The 19,584-nt window shown below is 57.1% G+C and carries 15 protein-coding genes; 1 reads left to right on the forward strand and 14 read right to left on the reverse strand.

Going from position 1 to position 19,584, the window contains the following annotated elements; all coding sequences use genetic code 11:
* Positions 1-15: 15 nt before the first annotated feature.
* From A4E19_14755 to A4E19_14805, 11 genes are all read right to left on the reverse strand, one after another.
* The gene (locus A4E19_14755) at positions 16-303 is read right to left on the reverse strand and encodes a hypothetical protein (GenBank protein OQW36991.1); all 288 of its coding nucleotides are present in this window, start codon (positions 301-303) and stop codon (positions 16-18) included.
* On the reverse strand, positions 300-4,100 hold the full coding sequence (locus A4E19_14760) for a hypothetical protein (protein ID OQW36992.1): 3,801 nt from the start codon (positions 4,098-4,100) through the stop codon (positions 300-302). The genes A4E19_14755 and A4E19_14760 overlap by 4 nt, the downstream gene beginning before the upstream one ends.
* Positions 4,101-4,222: 122 nt before the next feature.
* Positions 4,223-6,865 carry a hypothetical protein gene (locus A4E19_14765; GenBank protein OQW36993.1) on the reverse strand — a complete coding sequence of 881 codons (2,643 nt, stop codon included), beginning with the start codon at positions 6,863-6,865 and terminating at the stop codon, positions 4,223-4,225.
* Between the two features lie 248 nt (positions 6,866-7,113).
* The gene (locus A4E19_14770) at positions 7,114-7,917 is read right to left on the reverse strand and encodes a tryptophan synthase subunit alpha (protein OQW36994.1); all 804 of its coding nucleotides are present in this window, start codon (positions 7,915-7,917) and stop codon (positions 7,114-7,116) included.
* The gene (locus tag A4E19_14775; GenBank protein OQW37042.1) at positions 7,914-9,101 is read right to left on the reverse strand and encodes a tryptophan synthase subunit beta; all 1,188 of its coding nucleotides are present in this window, start codon (positions 9,099-9,101) and stop codon (positions 7,914-7,916) included. Before A4E19_14775 ends, A4E19_14770 begins: the two co-directional genes overlap by 4 nt.
* Before the next feature lie 53 nt (positions 9,102-9,154).
* Complete coding sequence (locus tag A4E19_14780) at positions 9,155-9,781, reverse strand: N-(5'-phosphoribosyl)anthranilate isomerase (protein ID OQW36995.1); 627 nt, start codon at positions 9,779-9,781, stop codon at positions 9,155-9,157.
* Positions 9,782-9,791: 10 nt separating this feature from the next.
* Complete coding sequence (locus A4E19_14785; protein ID OQW36996.1) at positions 9,792-10,619, reverse strand: hypothetical protein; 828 nt, start codon at positions 10,617-10,619, stop codon at positions 9,792-9,794.
* A gap of 8 nt (positions 10,620-10,627) precedes the next feature.
* Positions 10,628-11,641: an anthranilate phosphoribosyltransferase gene (trpD, locus tag A4E19_14790; protein OQW36997.1), complete on the reverse strand. Its 1,014-nt coding sequence runs from the start codon at positions 11,639-11,641 to the stop codon at positions 10,628-10,630.
* A 23-nt stretch (positions 11,642-11,664) separates the two neighbouring features.
* Positions 11,665-12,228 (reverse strand): anthranilate synthase component 2, encoded by a 564-nt coding sequence (locus tag A4E19_14795; GenBank protein ID OQW37043.1) that lies wholly within the window; start codon positions 12,226-12,228, stop codon positions 11,665-11,667.
* Between the two features lie 90 nt (positions 12,229-12,318).
* Positions 12,319-13,815, reverse strand: coding sequence for an anthranilate synthase (locus tag A4E19_14800; GenBank protein OQW36998.1), 1,497 nt, complete (start codon positions 13,813-13,815; stop codon positions 12,319-12,321).
* A gap of 10 nt (positions 13,816-13,825) precedes the next feature.
* Positions 13,826-14,587, reverse strand: a complete 762-nt coding sequence (locus tag A4E19_14805) for a hypothetical protein (GenBank protein OQW36999.1) — start codon at positions 14,585-14,587, stop codon at positions 13,826-13,828.
* 114 nt (positions 14,588-14,701) lie between these two features.
* Between A4E19_14805 and A4E19_14810 the strand changes: the two genes are divergently transcribed.
* Complete coding sequence (locus tag A4E19_14810; protein ID OQW37000.1) at positions 14,702-16,771, forward strand: hypothetical protein; 2,070 nt, start codon at positions 14,702-14,704, stop codon at positions 16,769-16,771.
* Here the strand turns inward: A4E19_14810 and A4E19_14815 are convergent.
* The 3 genes from A4E19_14815 to A4E19_14825 form a co-directional block, all read right to left on the reverse strand.
* A complete protein-coding gene (locus A4E19_14815; protein ID OQW37001.1) occupies positions 16,763-18,028 on the reverse strand; it encodes a hypothetical protein in 1,266 nt (421 codons plus the stop codon). The genes A4E19_14810 and A4E19_14815 overlap by 9 nt on opposite strands.
* A gap of 241 nt (positions 18,029-18,269) precedes the next feature.
* Positions 18,270-18,947 carry a hypothetical protein gene (locus A4E19_14820; protein ID OQW37002.1) on the reverse strand — a complete coding sequence of 226 codons (678 nt, stop codon included), beginning with the start codon at positions 18,945-18,947 and terminating at the stop codon, positions 18,270-18,272.
* Between the two features lie 3 nt (positions 18,948-18,950).
* Positions 18,951-19,361 carry a hypothetical protein gene (locus A4E19_14825; GenBank protein ID OQW37003.1) on the reverse strand — a complete coding sequence of 137 codons (411 nt, stop codon included), beginning with the start codon at positions 19,359-19,361 and terminating at the stop codon, positions 18,951-18,953.
* Between the last annotated feature and the right edge of the window lie 223 nt (positions 19,362-19,584).

The raw sequence follows: 19,584 nt of genomic DNA on the forward strand, positions 1-19,584 counted from the left end.
TTGATCTGATTAAGCTTAGCCAGAGATTCTTTCGTCTGTCCCATTTTCATTGTTCTTTGGGCCACCTCTTTCTTTAGGCAAGAAATCGACAAAGAGAAAGTAGAGTCCGAGTCCAATTCCAAGGACAGTGAAGAGCACAATGGTTACCTTCCCTTGCCTCTCAGTGAAATCTGAGATGGTCAGCCATTGTATTCCATAGAGTAGCAGCCCTGCACAGAACCCAAGCAATGCTCCGAAGACGATAGTGAGGACAAAGAAAGCTGCTCTGTGTGAATTCAGCCAAAGAAGAATCTCGGTAATCATTGGTTCAAATTGGATACAAAGTTTGAGATGACATTGCCTCCGGTTGTTCCTGCTGTAGCACCAACCAAATTTCGAGGTGCGAACGGGATAGATGAAGACATGATCCCTGAAGTCAATAATTGAGTGGATGTGGACGCATTACTTAGTGCGGCATTCGCAATAGCATTGCGAATGACGTTGTATCCGGATTGGAATCCAATACCTAGTCCAGCACCCGTTCCACCAAACATTCCACCTCTCATGGCCTCCTGGAAAATATTTTTCCGCGGTCCGCCCGTGCAGTCGCTCAGTTGGTTCTGGACGACAGCAAGTCCTCCGCTAATCGCTGAACTTCCTACAGAGTTCACAAGAATGTTCGCACCTACTGAGAGTCCACTCGTAAGTTGGCCTAAACCTCCTCCTAAGAAACCTGAAGCAGCAGCAAGCCCAACCTGGGGAATATTTATGGCGCCTAAGTTACCTCCATTAGTCGCGAGCTGTGATCCAATATTCAAAGCAGCCCCTAAAGTAGCCCCAACCAAACACCATGGGCAGTAGCCGCTTGGATCTTTGTAGCTTAGAGAATTGTTCTGAGCATAGGCATAAAGATTCGCATCACCACCCAAAAATCCAATTGCATCCTCCGCAATGAACCGTTGAAACCGCGGCTGGTAGTACCGTGCCCGATAGTAATACAGCCCTGTGCCATCATCCTCACGGCCTGTGAACTTGTAGCTATTCGTACTCGCAGCGCCAGTCTGAGTGGTGAAGCCGAAAGGCTCGTAGGTGTACTGAGTCTGGAGGACGCCCGTTCCATCGCCAAGAGCAACAGTCGAACCAAGAGCGTCGGGGAGGAGACTCCGCACTCCAACACCGTCGGCTCTTGTGAAGAATTCGTCGATGCCCAATCCGGTTAGCAAGTTGGCGGTGACTGTGGCACCGTTCTTTTCTTGGACGGGATTCAACCCATCATAGACAAAATTGGTCACGGTCCCATTCACCGTACGTCCTGTTCTTCTGCTGAAGGAGTCATAGCTGAAGCTTGCCGTGAGCCCGGTTCGGCTGATCCCCGTCAGCTGGTTTCTGGCATTCCAGGTGTACGTCGTGGTGACACCGGCATCGGTGGTCGTCGCGAGATTCCCGTTGAGATCATACGTTTCTGTCGTGGTGCCAAATGCCGTTTGCTGATTGTTGACGTTGTATGTCGTGGTGGCCAGCGCGGGTGGGATATTCGAACGTGCGAACGTGCCACCGCTCTTAATTCGGTTCCCTGCTGCATCATAGGTGTACGTGAGGTCACCGAGGACAGTGGCGCCCTGTTTATACGTGATGGTCGTCAATTCAGAGGCGACGTTATAGCCATAGGTGACACTATTCGTGTTGGGATAGGTCACGCTCGTGCGGCGATCGGCGTCGTCGTAGCCGATGACAATGTTACTCGTTCCTTGTTGGATGTTCGTGAGGCGATTAGCATTGTCATAGGTGTAGACCACTTGCGGCTGGCCGACCACGGTCATCGTGGCTCTGCGACTGGCGTTGTCGTACGTGTAGTTCACCGTCCCTTGTGCGGTCACTTCTTGCGTCAGTCGATCGAGGCCATCGTAGGTGCGGGTGATCGTTGCCGTCACGACATTGCTGGCATCCTTCTCCTGGGCTTGGGTGATGCGATTCCCCCCATCGTAGGTGTAGTTCGTGCTGGTCCCATCCTGGAACGTTGCCTTGGTTCTGCGATTCAAAGCATCATAGGTATAAGTGGTCGTCTGGCTCTTGCGGTCCAGCACCGTGGCAAGATTGCCGTTATTGTCGTAGGTGTAGGTCTCGGTGTTTAACAGCGGATCTTTGCGGCTGGTGGTGCGATTCATATTGTTGGGCGTGTACACCGTCTGTTGGTTCTTCGCATCGGTCACGGTCAGCAGATTGCTGTTGGGATCGTAGCCGAATTGCGTCACCCCGTTGATGGCGTCGGTGAGCAGGGTAATCCGGTCCAGCGCATCGGGAGTATAGACCGTCTTTTGTCCGAGAGGATTGATGATACTGCGCAACCGCCCGGCCGCATCCAGCATTCGTTTCGTTTCCCGGTTCAACGGATCTTTGACCGAGATCAAATCACCCAGTTCATAGGTAAAGGTGGTCTGGTTGTTGAGCGGATCCTTGATCGTGAGCGGCTGACCCTGGGCATTCACCGTGATGGTCGTGACCTTGTTTAGGGCATTGGTAATGGTCGTGAGATTCCCCTTGGGATCATAGCCAAAGGTCGTGGTGAGAGAGAGCGGATCGGTGACGGTGGCAATTTGGTTAAACGTCGGCTCATAGGTAAACGTCGTCGTGACGGCTTGGGGCGTGGTCGCCAGTCTCGTCACCGTCAGCACATTGCCCTTGCTATCGTAGGTGTAGGCGGTCTTGCGACTCAACTGATCGGTCACGCTGAGGAGGAGATTCGTCCCGGCTTGCCATTCATAAGTCGTCTCCTGCGCCTCCGGTTGGCCAAAGGCGTCGGTGCTCGTGAGGGTATAGCCCGCACTGTTGAACGTGAGCCGCTTCACAAAGCCCCGCGGGTCCGTCATGTCCGTCTGCGTGACCTTGCCCGTGCCGTCGAGCGTATAGGCAAACTGATAGGTGGTGCTGTCCGCTTGGGTCTGCGTCTGCACCCGCCCATTGGCATCGTAGACATTGGTCACATGGAGATTCCCGTTCGGTTCTTTGGCCGTGAGCAATCGATGGGACGCATCGTAGGTGTACTCGCTCACACCGGATGCCGGATTCGTCACTTTCCACAAACGGCCGCTGGCATCGTAGGTATAGATGATCGTGCGGCCAAGGATATCGGTCACCTGGATGATCCGGTTGCTCGTGTCATACGTGAACGTCAGATAGCGGCCGTTCGGCGTGGTGATCTTGGAAAGATTTCCGGCGAGGCCATTCGCGAGAGCTCGTGTGAGCGTGAGGCTATTGCCGTTCCGATCCAGCATGGCTACGAGCATGCCATACTCACTGAAGCGCCACTCCATCCCATCTTTGAACTTCAATCGATAACGGAGCAGCGTCGTGTCCCAGGCGAGCGTGGCGCCATAGAACTCTGTCGGTGTGGTGGTGTGCTGCAGGATCGAATCGAAACAATTCGTGCCGCTGGTCCGGGTGAACTGTCGGTAACCCCCATCGGGCAGGATGATACGGACAATGCTGCAGAGATCATCACGCAGCAGGTATTGCTCATAAGGATGACTGGCCCCAATGCCAAAGGCTCGCGTGGCCGTATCTTTGGTACGGTAGGTTCTGGTGAGTCGGATCGGCAGGACATCAGGAACTTCGATGTCCGTATCTTCCTGATAATAGAGTCCCGTCATCATACTGACTGGATCGGCACATTTATTATTGGGGCAGGGCGTACTGGCCTCAGCCGGTGAATCTGGCTGGGCAATAAAGGGATTGGTAGTGCCGGCTTGATGCACTGCGACCCGTAAGTCGGGATACCAATAGGGTCCGCCGGATCCTGACCAAATCTGCTGAAAAACCACCTGTTGATTGTAATCGTAGATCTGCATGTACCCGCTGAGCGGTGGACACCAGGGCGGACACGAATACCCTGGAGGGAAATATCCCTGTGCTATCCAGCCTGGGAACGTTCCCCATCCGGCCGGAGGATAGCCGGGGCTGCCGGTTCCATCTTGGTTCCGGACAGGCATAAAGATGATCGCGTCATAGCCGTTACTCGGTCCGGTGTTGATCGTGGCACTGCGCTGCGCCTCGGGGAAATAGACAGTCACTGTGGTGTTCGGTGACAGCATTTGGCCTGGTGGAATCGGCGTGTTCCCCACCATGCCGCCTTTGACGGGGGTAAAGGACTGGGCTCCTCCCGCGCCAGGCCACAGGAAGGAAGATCCAACCAGGAGGGCACAAAGCCCGGCAAGAATAGGCAACAGGCGTGGTTGTGTTGCATGTCTCATGGGCTCGTCACCTGCACGTTCAGGCTTCCGGTCGCCGTCGTTGTGGGATTGATCGTCATCGTGTAGCTGCCAGAGTTGGCCAACGTTCCGGTCGAGAGATTGAAGCTGGCAGCCGAATTGCTGGTGCCGGTTTGGAAACTGCCGGTTGGTGTGAAGAGATTCACGGCGACGTTTCCCAACGTATTGCCGGTGATTCGGATCGTCGCTTGTTGGCCTGCCGTGCCGGCAAACGTATAACGGGCATTCTGTCCAGCGCGGCTGATCGTCACGGGTGTCGTAGCGGCATTGATCGTGAGCGTACCGGTCACCTCCGTCGAGAGCGTGAGGGTCATGGAACCGGTATTAGCCGCACTGGGATTGACCGTCACAGTATAGGTGCCGGTCGTCGGCAGGGCGGTGGGTGGATCGAGACTCCCACCACTCGTGTTTACGGATGTGGACGCGAGCTGCGTCCCATCGGGTTTCCAGAGTGCGACGGTTGTCGACGTAATGCTGACCGCCGTCATGCCGAGACTCACCCACTGCCCAACCGTGCCAGTGAATGTGTACAACGCATTCTGGCCGATCACGGAGATCGTCGAGGTGGTTGGGGTCCCATCCATGTTCAGGGTACCGGACAGATAGGACATGAGCGTGAGGGTGATGGTGCCCGTATTCGTCCCCGACGGATCAACAACAATGGTGTAAGTCCCGGTCGTGGGCAAAGTGCTGGGTGGCTCCAAGCCGCCTCCGCTGGTGCTGACCGATGTGGACGTGAGGGTGGTTCCGTTGGGGTTAAGAAGCGTCACGGTGCTCGAGGCAATGGTCACGGAGGTCATGCCGAGGCTCAGCCACTGGCCGCTCGTTCCGCTGAACGTGTAACGCGCCGTCTGGCCAGCTTTGGTGATATTGATTGGCACCGAGGCGCCATCGAGCGTGATCATGCCGGTGAGCGGCGACGTGAGTGTGAGCGTCATACTTCCGGTCGCCAAGCCAGCCGGGTCCACGACAATCGTGTAGGTCCCGGTCGTGGGCAACGTCGTCGTAGGATCGAGGCTGCCTCCGGATGTATTGAAACTGCTGGAGACCAGGGTCGTCCCGTCCGGCTTCAACAATGAGACGGTACTTGAGCTGATGCTGATGGCGGTCAGCCCGAGATTCACCCATTGTCCTGCCGTACCCGTAAAGGTATAGCGGGCCCGCTGACCTGGTACGGTCAAGGTCGGGGTCACCGTGGCGCCATCAATCGTAATCGTGCCGGTCACATCGGGAGTGTTGTACAGCGTCAGAGTGACATTCCCCGTTGCAGTGCCGGAGGGGTCCACGAGAATCGCATAAGTGCCGGAGGTCGGCAGCACTTGACTATCGATCGCGCCACCACCCGTGTTGAACCCAACTGGCGCCACAAGGGTACTGCCGTCTGGCTTGAGGAGAGACACGTTGCCATTGGGAATCGTGACGGCAGTGAGACCCACGCTCACGGTTTGGCCGGTGGTGCCACTAAACGTAAGGCGGGCGTTCTGCCCGATTCGTGTGATCGAAATCGGAACTGCCGCGCCACCAGGGATGATCGTGCCGGTCAGTTCCGTGGAGACCGTGACCGTGATGTTCCCCGTGTATGTACTGACGGGATCGAGGACGATAGTATAGGTCCCGGTCAACGGCAGGACCGACAGATCAATGCTCCCCCCGCTGGTGTTGAAGGAAGAGACGGGAGCGGTCATGACAAGGCCATCCGGGCGATAGACAAACGCCGAAAATTGCGTGACGGTCACACCACTGAAGCCGACTGTCACTCGCTGTCCCACCGTTCCATCAAACACCATCAAGCCGTTCTTATTCGTCGTGGTGATCGAGGCCACGACCGTCGGTCCATCCACCGTAATACGGCCGGTGTATTGGACATCGGCTGAGACAACACCCGGCGGTGCGACAAAGAACTCTTGGCTGCTCGTCGCTTTGCCCTGGATGGTGGACACGGAAATTGGCCCAGTTTGCGCCGTGCTGGGCACCGGCACCGTGATGCTGGTGCTCGTGGCGGTGGCCACAGCTCCCATGGCGGCGGTAAAAGCCACGCGGTTATTGATCGGCGTCGTGTCGTAATTCGTCCCGGTCAACGTGATCGTGGCGCCGTAGTTCCCGACGGTTGGGGTGAAACTGGCCAGCGTCGGGGCTCCGCTGCCGACGGTAAAGGACGCACTACTCGTAGCCGTGTTCGCTCCTACCGTGACACTGATCGGGCCGGTGGTGGCACCGGCTGGGACATTCGCGGTGAGAACTGTCGTGGACGCCGTAAGCACGGTCGCGGTCGTGCCGTTGAACTTCACGGTATTCGATGCGGGTGTGGCACTGAAGCCGGTCCCGTAGATCGTGACGGTTGTGCCGATCGGACTCGATGAGGGCGTGAACTGCAAGACCGCGAGGGTGGATGATGCTTGTCGGGTGATGCCGGTCAGGTTGCCGACGGCATCGTAGGCGTACACCGCCGTGTCACTGGCCGGATCGATGACGGCGCGCAGCCGGCCAGCGTCGTCATACACGTAGCTGATGTCGGCGGCGACTCCGGGAAGAATGGTGAGACATGCGAGGGCACAGGAGGCGGCGGTAATCCAGGCTCGGCGTTTCAGTACCAGCCATCTGCTCCACAGGGTCGCGTGCATCGTCGCTCCAGCCTCCGGCTCGTAGGACGCTATGTGTTCCTAACCTGTGTGACTTTACACGGGCTCGCGCGAGGCGCAAGCCCCGAAGATGGCCCTATACTCATGCCGGATTCCGGGCCATTTTGGCCTGTGCGGTAAGAGAAAGGAATCAGCACTTCTCTCGCAGCGAAGAGAGTGATGTTTGCGGATGGAGACTACTCCGACGGCGAACGAAGAAAAGATGTGCAGAGGTCTATCTGGACGGACGACTAGTTTACAACCATGGCTGCTTTCAACGATCGGACGAACTCGGCGACGTGGCCGATCATGGCGGGATCCTGTTGGTAGGATGCGATGCGTTTGACGATGGCGCTGCCGACGATCACCCCGTCCGCTATCTTGGACACCTGTGCCGCATCTTCGGGAGTCGCCACGCCAAACCCCACGGCAACGGGGGCGGCGGAGACTTTTTTCAGCTTGGCGACATTGTGCCGGACGTCCTCAACGTTGCTGAGCCTTGCCCCGGTGATGCCGGTCAGCGAGACATAATAGACGAAGCCGTGCGACTCATCCGCCACAAGCTTTCTCCGACTGGGCGTGCTGGTTGGTGCGAGCAGGAAAATAAGCGGCAGACCGGCGGCATCTGCCGGGCCCTTGAGCGGCCCTGCTTCGTCGGGCGGCATATCGGGCACGATCAATCCATCGATTCCGGCGGCCTTTGCAACCTTGCAGAATTCTTCACAGCCCATGGCATGGATCGAGTTGTAGTACAGCATGAGGATGATCGGGATGTCTGTGCGTTGCCTCAATGACTTCACTGAATCCAGGATCTTCCGAAGCGACGTACCGTTCTTCAACGCCCGTTCCGCCGCCTGCTGAATCACCGGTCCGTCCGCGATCGGATCGGAGAACGGCACGCCCAATTCGATAATATCGGCGCCGGCTTGCTCCAGGGCGACAACCAGCTGTTCCGTTGCGGCCAGGCCTGGGTCTCCCGCCATGAGATACACAATGAGGGCTTTCTGCCTTTTCTTGCGCAGATCATCGAACCTGGTTTCCAGCCGTCCCCTCATAAAGATACGCCTCGCATCCTCGCCACCTGTTGCACGTCTTTGTCCCCACGGCCCGAAAGATTCGCGATGATGAGCCGTGACTTTTTCAACGTCGGCGCCAGCTTGACGACCTGCGCGATCGCATGGGCGCTCTCCAACGCGGGAACGATCCCTTCTTCACGCGCCAGGAGATCAAAGGCCGCCAGCGCTTCAGCGTCCGTCGCGTAGGTATAGTCGATGCGGCCCTGATCATGATAGAGACTATGTTCCGGTCCGACCGCCGCATAATCGAGACCGGCCGAGACGGAATGGGTCGGATTGATCTGCCCATTTTCATCCTGAAGTAGATAGGTCATGGTGCCTTGTAGAACGCCCGGCTTGCCGCCAGAGAACCGGGCCGCATGTTTTCCGCTCGCGATTCCCGTTCCCCCGGCCTCAACGCCGATCATCTTGACCTTACGATCTCCCAGAAACGCATGAAACAAGCCGATTGAATTGCTCCCACCCCCGACACAGGCCACAAGATAGTCCGGGAGTCGTTTCTCGGCGGCAAGGATTTGTTTCCGCGCTTCCCGCCCGATGATCGCCTGAAAATCCCGGATCATCATGGGATACGGATGCGCGCCCAACACGGACCCGAGGATGTAATGGGTGGTCCGCACATTCGTCGTCCAATCGCGCATCGCCTCGCTGATGGCATCCTTCAACGTGCGGCTCCCGGCATCCACACCGGTCACCGTGGCGCCCAATAGACGCATGCGGAAGACGTTCAGGGCCTGCCGTTCCATGTCTTCCGTTCCCATGTAGATTTCACACTGCAACCCGAACATGGCCGCCGCCGTTGCCGTGGCGACACCGTGTTGACCGGCTCCGGTCTCCGCGATGATCCGTGGCTTTTTCATGCGCATGGCCAGGAGCACTTGCCCGATGGCATTGTTGATCTTGTGAGCACCGGTATGGCACAGATCTTCCCGCTTCAAATAGATCTTAGCTCCACCCAATTTCTTGGTCAGCCGGTCGGCACGGTAAAGACTCGTCGGACGTCCGACGTATTGTTTCAGGTAGTAGGCGAGGTCGGTCTGGAACCGGCGATCTTTCTTCGCCTTGGCATATTCCTTCTCCAACTCAAGCAACGCGGGCATGAGGGTTTCCGGCACATACCGGCCGCCATAGGAACCGAAGCGGCCATGGCTATCTGGGAGCATCGGCATGGAATCAACCTCTTCTCAATGGATCCTGGGGAGTATAGCGACGGCGATCAGCCACGCACAAGCCTTGCCGCTTCAACAAAGGCTTTCACCTTATCGGGATCTTTCTTTCCCGGACTCAGCTCGACTCCGCTGCTCACATCGACCCCGTAGGGGCGCACACGGGAGATCGCTTCCGCTACGTTGGCCGGGGTCAGACCACCGGCCAGAATGATCGGGGTCGATCGGGCGGCCTCCTGAGCCAAAGTCCAATCGACCGTTCGCCCTGTGCCTCCATAGGCTTGGTCCGAAAAGGCATCGATGAGGAATCCACGCATATTCGCCCGTCCCTGGTACTCTCTCAGTGCGAGTATCGTCTCCCGATCTTTGAGGCGGAGGGCCTTCAGCACCGGTCGGCCAAGGTCCTGACAATACCGTGCTGTCTCATCTCCATGCAGCTGAGCCAGCGCGAAGCCGCATTCGTCCATCAAAGCCCGGACCCGATCAGCTTCCTCGTTGACAAACACGCCGACGGCCAGCACAAACGGCGGCAGTCGCGCAACGATGGTTTTCGCCGCAGCCGGCTCGACCCACCGCGGGCTTTTGCGGTACATGACAAACCCCAGGACATCCGCTCCGGCCTTTACCGCCACGTCCGCATCCTCTGAATTGGTGATCCCGCAAATTTTGATTTTCATGGTAAACGGTCTACGAGGACTGAGCGCGGCGCGGAGGGAGCCCAAGTAACTCTCGAACCTTGTCCGCAGTATCGTCGGCACGAATGAGCGACTCCCCGATCAACATGGCGTGCACGCCCGCCTCGACCAGTTTCGTCACATCGTCCCGACGATGAATTCCGCTCTCGCTGACGATCAGCTTGTCGGATGGAATGCGTTTCGCCAGGCGAAACGTGACGTTGAGATCGGTCGTGAAAGTTTTCAAGTCCCGATTATTGATACCGATCATCCTCGCATCGGGAATCCATTCCAAAACCGTATCCAACTCCCTTTCGTGATGGGCTTCGAACAGACTATCCATCCCAAGCTCGGTAGCCAAGGCGTGGAAATCCATGAGTTGGCGCCGTTCCAAGGCGGCCACGATCAGCAAGACCGCGTCGGCGCCGTGGGCTCTTGCCTCATAAAACTGCACGTCACCGACCATGAATTCCTTATTGAGCGCCGGGATGGGAAATGCGCGCTTGATTTCCCTCAAATAGCGGAGGTCGCCTTGAAAAAACTCCTGGTCGGTCAAGACGGAGACGGCCGATGCCCCATGATCTTGATAGGTACGGGCCAAACCAAGGTAGTCAAACTGCTCCTCAAATTCAGGCCGCAAGAGCCCTAAACTGGGCGACGCCTTCTTGACTTCCGCAATCAAGGCCGGACTGGCGGGAGGTTTCGTCGCGTCCAAGGTGACGGCAAAGCCGAGCGCGGGCGGGGCATCCCGGATCGCCGCCTTGAGGTCGGCCAGATAGGCACGGCTCTGTTTGTGCCTGAGCTCCGCTCTCTTGTGCTCGAGGATACGATCGAGAATCATCGGGTCGTTCACGCGTTCGTGGTAAATGCCATGAGCCGATCGAGCTTTTCCGCCGCAGCACCGGAGTCGATCGTCCGTTGGGCCAGGCGGAATCCGTCCTGAAGGGTTTTCGCTTTTTGCCCTGCGACCATGGCCGGAGCGGCATTCAGGCACACGATGTCCCGTTTCGGCCCCTTCTTGCCCTGCAAGATGTCTTTGGTGATGCGGGCATTGTCCTCCGGCGAGCCGCCGGCGAACTCCTTTCGCGGTACTCGCCGCACCTCGAATTCCTCCGGCGCGATGAAATAACTCGACACCACGCCGCTCTTCCCTTCGGCGATTTTGGTCCGGTCGGACAACGTAATCTCATCCAGACCGTCCAAACCGTGAATCACGAAACAATGTTGCGACCCGAGCTCCAAGAGCACACGCCCGAGAATATCCGCCCACTTCGCCTCGTACACGCCCAGCACTTGATGCGTGGCGCCGGCCGGATTGGCCAGGGGACCAAGCACATTCAGAATGGTGCGGATGCCCATCTCCTGTCGGACCCCGGCACAGTGTTTCATCGCGCCGTGATAGAGCGGGGCGAATAAAAACCCGATACCGACCTCGTCGATACAATCCGCCACGCGGCTCGGCTCGAGGTCGATCTTCACACCGAGCATGCTCAGCACATCCGCGCTGCCCGACCTGGAAGACACGGAGCGATTTCCATGTTTAGCCACGGTAATGCCGGCTCCGGCGACGACGAACGCGGCGGTCGTGGAGATATTGAACGTATCGGCCCCATCCCCGCCCGTTCCGCAGGTATCGACGACGATCGGCGATCCCACGCGAATGCGGGTCGCCTGGGATCGCATGGCTTGGACCGACCCGACGACCTCGGCGACGGTCTCGCCCTTTTGCCTGAGTCCCATCAGATAGGCGGCCATCTGCGCGGACGTGACGGCCCCCTCCATGATTTCGAGCATGACTGTCTCGGCTTCCTGTGTGGAAAGGTCGGTTCGGTCGGCTAATTTGGCAAGCGCCTCTTTGATCATTGGTCACACAGAGCGCGGGACGGCTAGAGTTTTAAGAAGTTTCGGAGAAGATCTTTTCCGACGGTCGTCAGAATCGATTCGGGATGGAATTGGACCCCTTCGACACCCAGCGTCTTATGGCGAAGCCCCATGATCTCGCCCTCGGCGGTTTCAGCGGAGATTTCACAACAATCCGGAAGATTGACCCGATTTACGATCAGAGAATGATAACGCGTTGCTTCAAACGGATTGGGCAGCGATTGGAAGATGGTCTTGCCGTCGTGCTTGATCTGAGACGTCTTCCCGTGCATCAAGCGGGGCGCGCGAACCACCTCTCCTCCGTATGCGACGGCCATCGACTGATGCCCCAAACAGACGCCGAGAATGGGCAGTTTCCCTCCAAACCGACGGATCGCGTCGACGGAAATCCCGGCTTCCCGAGGTGTGCACGGTCCCGGTGAAACGACTAGACGGCTCGGATGCAATTCCTCGATCTGATCGAGCGTGATCTTGTCGTTTCGAAATACCCGTATGTCCTCACCCAACTCTCCGAGGTACTGGACGAGATTGTAGGTGAAGGAGTCGTAGTTATCGATGATCAGTAGCATGATACCGCCCGTCATTCGTCATTGGTCATTAGGTCGATAAAGAGCGGCTTCAAAACTGTCTGCCCATGACCGATGACCCATGACTATGTCCTATTCCAGCCCCTGTTCCGCCAATTCGATCGCCTGCATCATGGCCTTGGATTTATTGCACGTCTCTTCATACTCATGTTCCGGATTCGAGTCGGCGACGATGCCCGCCCCGGCTTGGATGAAGGCCCGCCGGCGCGAGACGACGACCGTGCGGATATTGATGCACATGTCCATATTTCCCGAGAAACTGATGTAACCGACGGCACCGGCGTAAGGTCCGCGTCTGGTCGGCTCAAGTTCCTCGATGATCTCCATCGCTCTGATCTTCGGCGCGCCGGACACCGTGCCGGCCGGAAAGCAGGCCTGCAACACATCGTACACCGTCTTGTCCGGGCACAGTTTACCCGTGACATTCGAGACCATGTGCATGACGTGCGAGTACCGTTCCACATTCATCAACGACTCGACGTGGACCGATCCCCTCTCGGCGACCCGACCGACGTCATTGCGTCCCAGATCCACCAGCATAATGTGCTCGGCCCGTTCCTTGGCGTCGGCGAGAAGACGCCGCTCCAATTCCGCGTCCTCATCAATCGTCGCGCCTCGCCGTCTGGTCCCCGCGATCGGACGGACCGAGACGAGTCCGTCCTCGCACCGCACGAGAATTTCAGGAGACGAGCCGACCAGTTCAACCCCCGCTATCCGGAGATAATACATATAGGGCGACGGATTCACGAGACGCAGCGCGCGATAGAGTTGAAACGGAGGGGCCTGCAGGCTCGTTTCCCACCGTTGTGATAGGACACACTGAAAGATATCGCCGGCTTTGATGTAGTCTTGGGCACGGGACACGATCTTCTCAAAGTCCGCCTTGCTCATATTGGCCGTGAAACGAATCGGCGATCGTCGGCGCCTCGGCTGACCGCGCCGAAGCGGTCGGCGGATGCGGGCGATCATCGCTTCGATCCGGTCCGTCGCGTCCCGATAGGCGGAACGGATATCTTGTTCCGACCGAGACTTCACATGAGCGTTGGCGACGACCTTGATCTTCTGCGAGACGTTGTCGAAGATGAGCAGTGTTTCAGTCAAAAGAAACGCGAAGTCCGGAATATCGAGGTGCTCTTTCCGTCGAAACGGAAGATCCTCAAATGTCCGCACCATGTCGTACCCGAGGTACCCGACGGCTCCACCGACGAAACGAGGCAGATCCGGCACCGTGACGGGGCGATACATCTCCAGGATCTCCCGTAAACGGTCCAGCGGCGCGCCTCGACTGGGGATCCGGCGGCGATGGGGCCCTTCCTTCACGCAAAGATCGCCGCCATCCTCATAGAGGACAATGGGAGAGCCGCTCCCGAGAAAGGAGTATCTCGCCCACTTTTCTCCCCCTTGAATGCTCTCTAACAGATAGGCGGAAGGCCCATGATTGATTTTGGCGAAGGCCGAGACGGGCGTATCATGGTCCGCCAAGATTTCGCGGAAGAGAGGAATGAGATTGCCCTGTTTCGTGTAGGAGCGAAATTCATCCAACGTCAGTGAATAAGTCGCAGCCCGCATGGTGTTCCGTTTATTCTGCTCCTACCAACAGCTTCTGCCCGATCTCCACGATGTCATCCGGCAACCTATTCAACTTCTTCAACTTATCGACCTCGATTCCATACCGTCGGCCGATGCTATAGAGTGTTTCCCCCGCTTTGACCACATGCACCATTCCCGGTGTGACCTTCATCGGAGGAGCCGGATCATTCACAGCCATCAGACCTTTGTCAGACTGATGGCCTCCGTTGCGACCGCTGGAAAGGGCTTTCGGAGGTTCGGCTTTTTTCGGTTTGGGAGGAAAGGCCTGGCCCTTTCGCTGCATATCTTCCAAGGCCTTCCGTTCGAGCACCGTCGCTTCCCTGATGGCTTCCGCCTCTTCCTGGAGACGTGACATCTGCTCCCGTGCCATTTGCACCTGGGCGGACAATTCGCGATTCCTCGCCTCAAATTCAGCCAGCTCGGCTTTGGTGTGCCTGACTTCACTGTCCAGCTCAGCCGTCCGCTTCTCTTCCTGTGTCAGGAGGCGCTGGAAATTCAAGCTTCGCGCTTTTTCCGCGTTGTATTTTTCCTCCAACACAACACAGCCGCTCATCAGCCACCCGCCACAGAGCAGTATTCCTAATGAAACGATCTTCCGGGCTCGCTCACAGACCTGCCGCTCTCCCGTCCGCATATGTCCTCCTTTGCCCAGGCGCTTGCCGACTTCAAACCTACCGAAGAGACGCTTAGAATAGTGGCCACTGATGCGAAAGTCAAAGCGGAGCAGGCCGGTCGGATTTGACCGTTCCATAGCCCTATGCTACGGTCAGCACGGCTCAAACCTCTCTCCGTTTCCATGCCAAACACCGTCGTGTCATGACACCGAAAAGATGATCACGCACGCTTCACGTCGTTGAGAGCAGCCATGCAACAGAAATCACTCTATAGCGATTCTCCCTCCTCTTCGAGGGCGACGGACGCCGAGCAAGAGCGACTCGTGCAACTCAAGAAGCAGATCAGGCACCACGACTATCTCTACTATGTCAAGGACCGCCCTGAAATTTCAGATGGGGAGTATGATCGGTTGTTTCGTGAGTTAGCCGATTTGGAGCGGGCATACCCGGAGCTGGTCACCCCCGATTCCCCGACCCAGCGTGTCGGGGCCGCGCCTTTGGAAGAGCTCGGCAAAGTCCCGCACGAACGGCCCATGTTGAGCCTTGACTCCTTGGTGGCGCCCGAGGAGGTCCTGGCCTTCGACCAGCGGATGAAACGGGAGTTGGGCACGGATCGAATCGAGTACACGGTCGAGCCGAAATTCGACGGTCTGTCGGTGGAACTCGTGTATGACCACGGGATGTTTGTTCGTGGTGCAACCCGGGGAGACGGGCACATCGGGGAGGATGTCACGGTCAATCTCCGCACCATTCGATCGTTACCCCTGCAGTTGCAGGCCGGCACCTATCCGGTTCGCCTGGTCGTACGGGGCGAAGTGTACATGCGCCTGTCGGACTTTCATGCGCTCAACCGCCGAATAACGGAACGAGGGGACGATGCCTTTGCCAACCCGCGCAACGCCGCCGCCGGCTCGCTTCGCCAACTCGATTCACAGATAACTGCCTCCCGCCCCCTTGTGGTGACTTGCTATGAAGTGATGGCGATGACCGGTACTCCTCCACTGACTCACTGGGACGAACTGGAGACGCTGGCTCAATGGGGACTTCCGGTCTCCACCCTCCGTCGACGATGCGAAACGATCGACCAGGTCTTGACGTTTCATCGCGAAACGGAGGAGCAGCGCGACCATCTCCCTTATGAGATCGATGGCGTCGTCGTGAAAGTCGATCGCCGAGACTGGCAGGAACAAGTCGGAATGAAATCGCGGAGCCCTCGTTGGGCCATTGCGTTCAAGTTCCCTCCCCGGAGGGAAATCACACAGATACAGGACATCACCGTATCCGTAGGACGAACCGGAACCCTGACACCTCTGGCTCTATTGAAGCCGGTGGAAGTGGGAGGGGTCACCATCAGTCGAGCCACCCTACACAATGCCGATGAGGTGGCAAGGAAGGACATCCGTATTGGGGACACGGTTCGGGTCGAGCGCGCGGGAGATGTCATTCCGGCGATCGCCGAGCGCATTCCCGTCACCGACGAAGTCCGGTCTGATCCGTTCCAAATGCCCCAGCATTGCCCGATATGCGGTTCCGCCGTAGCGAGAGAAGGCGCCTATTATTACTGCACCGGACAGGCGGCCTGCCCGGCCCAATTGAAAGGTGCCATTGAGCATTTCGCGTCCAAGGCCGCACTGAACATCGAAGGCCTCGGCAAGAAGACGGTCGCACAATTAATCGATCAGGGACTCGTCAAGGACCTTTCCGATCTGTATCGCCTTGATCGGGAGCAGCTCTTGACACTCGACGGGTTTGCGGAGCGATCCTCCTCCCTTCTCCTTGACGCCATCGCTCGAAGCAAAACGGTGTCTCTGGACCGATTTTTAATGGGCCTAGGCATCCGCCAGGTTGGTCAACACATCGCAAAAGTGCTCGCGAGGGAGTTCGGTTCTCTCGACGCCATCATGTCGGCCGATCGTGATCGGCTTGAGACAATTCGTGAGATCGGTCCCGAAATCTCTAAGAGTTTGGTTTCCTATTTCCGGGAAAGCTCCAACCGACAGGTCATCGATCGGCTGCGCCAACTCGGGTGTTCGATCATTGCCACACCTCCACCCCAGAACCGGGCTGCATCTCAGTTTTCCGGAAAGACCTTCGTGTTCACCGGCGGATTGGAAAGAGTGACGAGAGAAGAAGCCAAGGCATTGGTTGAGCGATTGGGCGCCTCCGTGTCATCCGCGGTCAGCAAGAAGACCAGCTATGTGGTCGTCGGGACGGATCCTGGCTCCAAACTCCATCAGGCTCAAGCCTTGGGGGTGACGGTTCTTCATGAAAAGGACTTCCTGGACTTGATCGGGCAACAGGCGGAGAGCTCTTCACACTGAAGCTTCGACAGGAACCGGCACTTTCTCGTCCTTGAAGATTTGCACGCTCCGTATCGAGCGAGGATCCGCCTCATGGACCACCAATCGGCAGTTCTCGATACGGAGTTCCTCTCCGGCCTGAGGGATGTGCCCTAGATTTTCCTGGATCAACCCTCCGATCGTCAGGGCTTCATCTCCGAGCTCGACCTTCAGGAAATCATTCACTCTTCGGACTTCCGTACGTCCATGGACCAGGATCTGGTTCTTACCGAGACGTTTGATGAGCTCTTCGGTGATATCCGTTTCATCGACGATCTCGCCCACCACTTCCTCGAGAAGGTCTTCCAGCGTCACCAATCCCATCACGCCGCCGAATTCGTTGACGACGACCCCCATATGCCGTTTGTCCTGCTGGAACTGCTTCATCAAATCGTCCGCCGTTTTGCCAGCCGGGACGAAGAGCGGGGGATGGGCGATGTCCCGGAGGCGTAAATCGGTCTTTCCTTTGGCCAATTCAGTTAGGGCCTTTGTCTTGTAAAGAATCCCCGTGATGTTGTCGAGCGTGCCGTCGTACAGCGGAATTCGGGAGTATTTTGAGTTATAGAGCATCTCTTGTGCGTCTTTGAGCCGAAGATTTCCGTCGAGAGAGAACACATAGATACGCGGCGTCATCGCATCTTCCGCGGTAATATCCTTCAGTTGAAACACGTTCTTGATCATTTTGACTTCTTCCGATTCCAATTCGCCGGCCTTTCCTCCTTGGTCGAGCATGATTTTCAGTTCTTCCTCTGTCACCAAGGGATGCGTCAGGCCTTTTCCCCCCGTCAAACTGTAGATCAGGGGGACAATCAGGAAAAGAATCGGTTGCAACATCATCTGAACCCAGGAGATAGGGTACGCCAAGTTCAGTGTAACGGGCACAGAAAACTTAGCCGCCAACGTCTTTGGGATCACGTCGACGGACACCAACAGAACGAAGGTCAAGATCCCCACCATGACCGCGATGGCCTCTTCGAAAATGCTCTTCTCCCCGTAGGCATTCAACGTGATAAAGGTGGCGAACATCGGGATGGCCGTACCGACCAGACGATCTCCCACAAGAATGGTCGAAAAGAGCCGCTGAGGGTCGCTTCTGAGTTGAAGGGCTTTTTCAGCTCGTTTGCTTCCGTTCTGCGCCAAGGCTTTCAGTCGTGTTTCGTTGACCGAGAAGAAGCCGATCTCGGCTGTAGAAATAACGGCGGATAACCCTATCAACCCTAAAAGGATGAGGATGTCCATCGCAGTCGTATATTAGGGACGTTGGACCAGTATGGCTAGCCTGATGAGAAGCCGGGTGTCCCCCAGAGAATACCTCTTGGTCCACCCTTCAGAGGATCGTAAGACTAGAATAACCGAACCGCTTAGAATAGACTTCACAACTGATACTTCTATCACAGGGATCAACGACAGGCAAGTAATTCAAAAAATGTTACTTAAAAATCAAATGGTTCCAAACCGACTCGATACCTTTTCCCATAGGTTAGCCATCGTCCCGCACGACAAACGATTGCAGACTCAACGTACGATCGAGACGGACTGCGGCCAATTGCGCCTCCGATTCGCTTAAGAATCGACCGACTTGGACTCTGTAACGACGCCCTTCCGGAAGATCGACCTGAATGATACGCCCATCGGCAAAATCTCGCTGAACTTGTGTAAGCAGCGCCCTGGCATTCTGAAGATCCGCGAAGGCGCCGACTTGAACCCGCAACACGCCGATCCCTTCAGGTCGAGAATCATAACCGACCACCCGGATTTCGACTTGGTCGGTTCCGTTGCCGACCATTCCCAAGGCTTGAGCACCGGCCAAGGAAAGGTCCACAATTCGACCTTTCGCGAACGGTCCTCGATCATTAATCCTGACCGTAATACGCCGACCGGAGGTCAACGAATGAACAACTGCGACGGACCCAAGCGGCAGCGTCCGATGAGCCGCCGTCAGTTTGTACATGTCGTACCGCTCCCCATTAGCCGTCTGGTTTCCATGGAAACCAGGGCCATACCAGGAAGCCGTCCCCCGTTCTACAAATCCAACTGGATACCCAGCGAAGCGGTCGACCGGACGGGGCGCCGTGGTGCAACTTTGGTAGAGAAAGGCACCCAATCCGATCACGAGTATGGGCAGAGGAATAAGCTGGGTGAGCGGCACCGGCCGCATCGATCAAAACTCGTCGAGGGACTGATTGCGTAGAATGGTCAAGGCCTTTTCGGTATTGGAAACGGTCAGGACGACGATGGCCCGCTTCCCTTCCCGCGAAGGGGTACAATAGCCGCACTTGATGTTGATCCGGCTCTTCATCAAGGTATCTGCCACTTTCCTTAACGCACCAGGCTTGTTTTCAAGGCTCAATAGGAGCGCGGTTTCTTCACCGAACTTAATCTTCGCCGCCTTCAGAGCCGCCCGAGCTCTTTCCAGATCCGCAACGAGCAGACGCAGTTTGCCCATTCCCATCACTTCCGGAGCGAAAAACGCCTTGATATTGACACCGGCTTCACCGAGCACCTCCGTCACTCTCGCAATGGCGCCAGGCTTACTCTGTCCGCTGATGACAAGCTGCGTCGTAGTCGGCATATCGGCACTCCTTGTGGCTCTCCGGCGTCACAACTTTTTTCGCCTCCCTGAGCGGGCTGCTCGCAACGGCGACCAAGCTCCGTAATGGTGAAATTTCTGGCCAGAAGACACCGGCCTCACGCACAGCGTGCGAGCCCGTAATCGTAACAAGGCAGAGCAGAGCTCAGCGCCCGAGCGAATCCGACGAACCCGTCGCCTTCGGCACCGCACACACAACGATGGC

Source organism: Nitrospira sp. SG-bin1 (assembly GCA_002083365.1).
In the GTDB taxonomy this organism is placed as follows: Bacteria; Nitrospirota; Nitrospiria; order Nitrospirales; family Nitrospiraceae; genus Nitrospira_D.

What these genes read in the sequence shown, in the direction of transcription:
- A4E19_14780 (OQW36995.1), bottom strand. Translation starts at nt 9,781, where the DNA reads ATGAAAATCAAAATTTGCGGGATCACCAATTCAGAGGATGCGGACGTG.
- A4E19_14775 (OQW37042.1), bottom strand. Translation starts at nt 9,101, where the DNA reads ATGCTCCCAGATAGCCATGGCCGCTTCGGTTCCTATGGCGGCCGGTAT.
- A4E19_14800 (OQW36998.1), bottom strand. Translation starts at nt 13,815, where the DNA reads ATGCGGGCTGCGACTTATTCACTGACGTTGGATGAATTTCGCTCCTAC.
- A4E19_14760 (OQW36992.1), bottom strand. Translation starts at nt 4,100, where the DNA reads ATGGTGGGGAACACGCCGATTCCACCAGGCCAAATGCTGTCACCGAAC.
- A4E19_14795 (OQW37043.1), bottom strand. Translation starts at nt 12,228, where the DNA reads ATGCTACTGATCATCGATAACTACGACTCCTTCACCTACAATCTCGTC.
- A4E19_14755 (OQW36991.1), bottom strand. Translation starts at nt 303, where the DNA reads ATGATTACCGAGATTCTTCTTTGGCTGAATTCACACAGAGCAGCTTTC.
- A4E19_14820 (OQW37002.1), bottom strand. Translation starts at nt 18,947, where the DNA reads ATGCGGCCGGTGCCGCTCACCCAGCTTATTCCTCTGCCCATACTCGTG.
- A4E19_14770 (OQW36994.1), bottom strand. Translation starts at nt 7,917, where the DNA reads ATGAGGGGACGGCTGGAAACCAGGTTCGATGATCTGCGCAAGAAAAGG.
- A4E19_14810 (OQW37000.1), top strand. Translation starts at nt 14,702, where the DNA reads ATGCAACAGAAATCACTCTATAGCGATTCTCCCTCCTCTTCGAGGGCG.
- A4E19_14805 (OQW36999.1), bottom strand. Translation starts at nt 14,587, where the DNA reads ATGGAACGGTCAAATCCGACCGGCCTGCTCCGCTTTGACTTTCGCATC.
- A4E19_14815 (OQW37001.1), bottom strand. Translation starts at nt 18,028, where the DNA reads ATGGACATCCTCATCCTTTTAGGGTTGATAGGGTTATCCGCCGTTATT.
- A4E19_14825 (OQW37003.1), bottom strand. Translation starts at nt 19,361, where the DNA reads ATGCCGACTACGACGCAGCTTGTCATCAGCGGACAGAGTAAGCCTGGC.
- trpD (OQW36997.1), bottom strand. Translation starts at nt 11,641, where the DNA reads ATGATCAAAGAGGCGCTTGCCAAATTAGCCGACCGAACCGACCTTTCC.
- A4E19_14785 (OQW36996.1), bottom strand. Translation starts at nt 10,619, where the DNA reads ATGATTCTCGATCGTATCCTCGAGCACAAGAGAGCGGAGCTCAGGCAC.
- A4E19_14765 (OQW36993.1), bottom strand. Translation starts at nt 6,865, where the DNA reads ATGCACGCGACCCTGTGGAGCAGATGGCTGGTACTGAAACGCCGAGCC.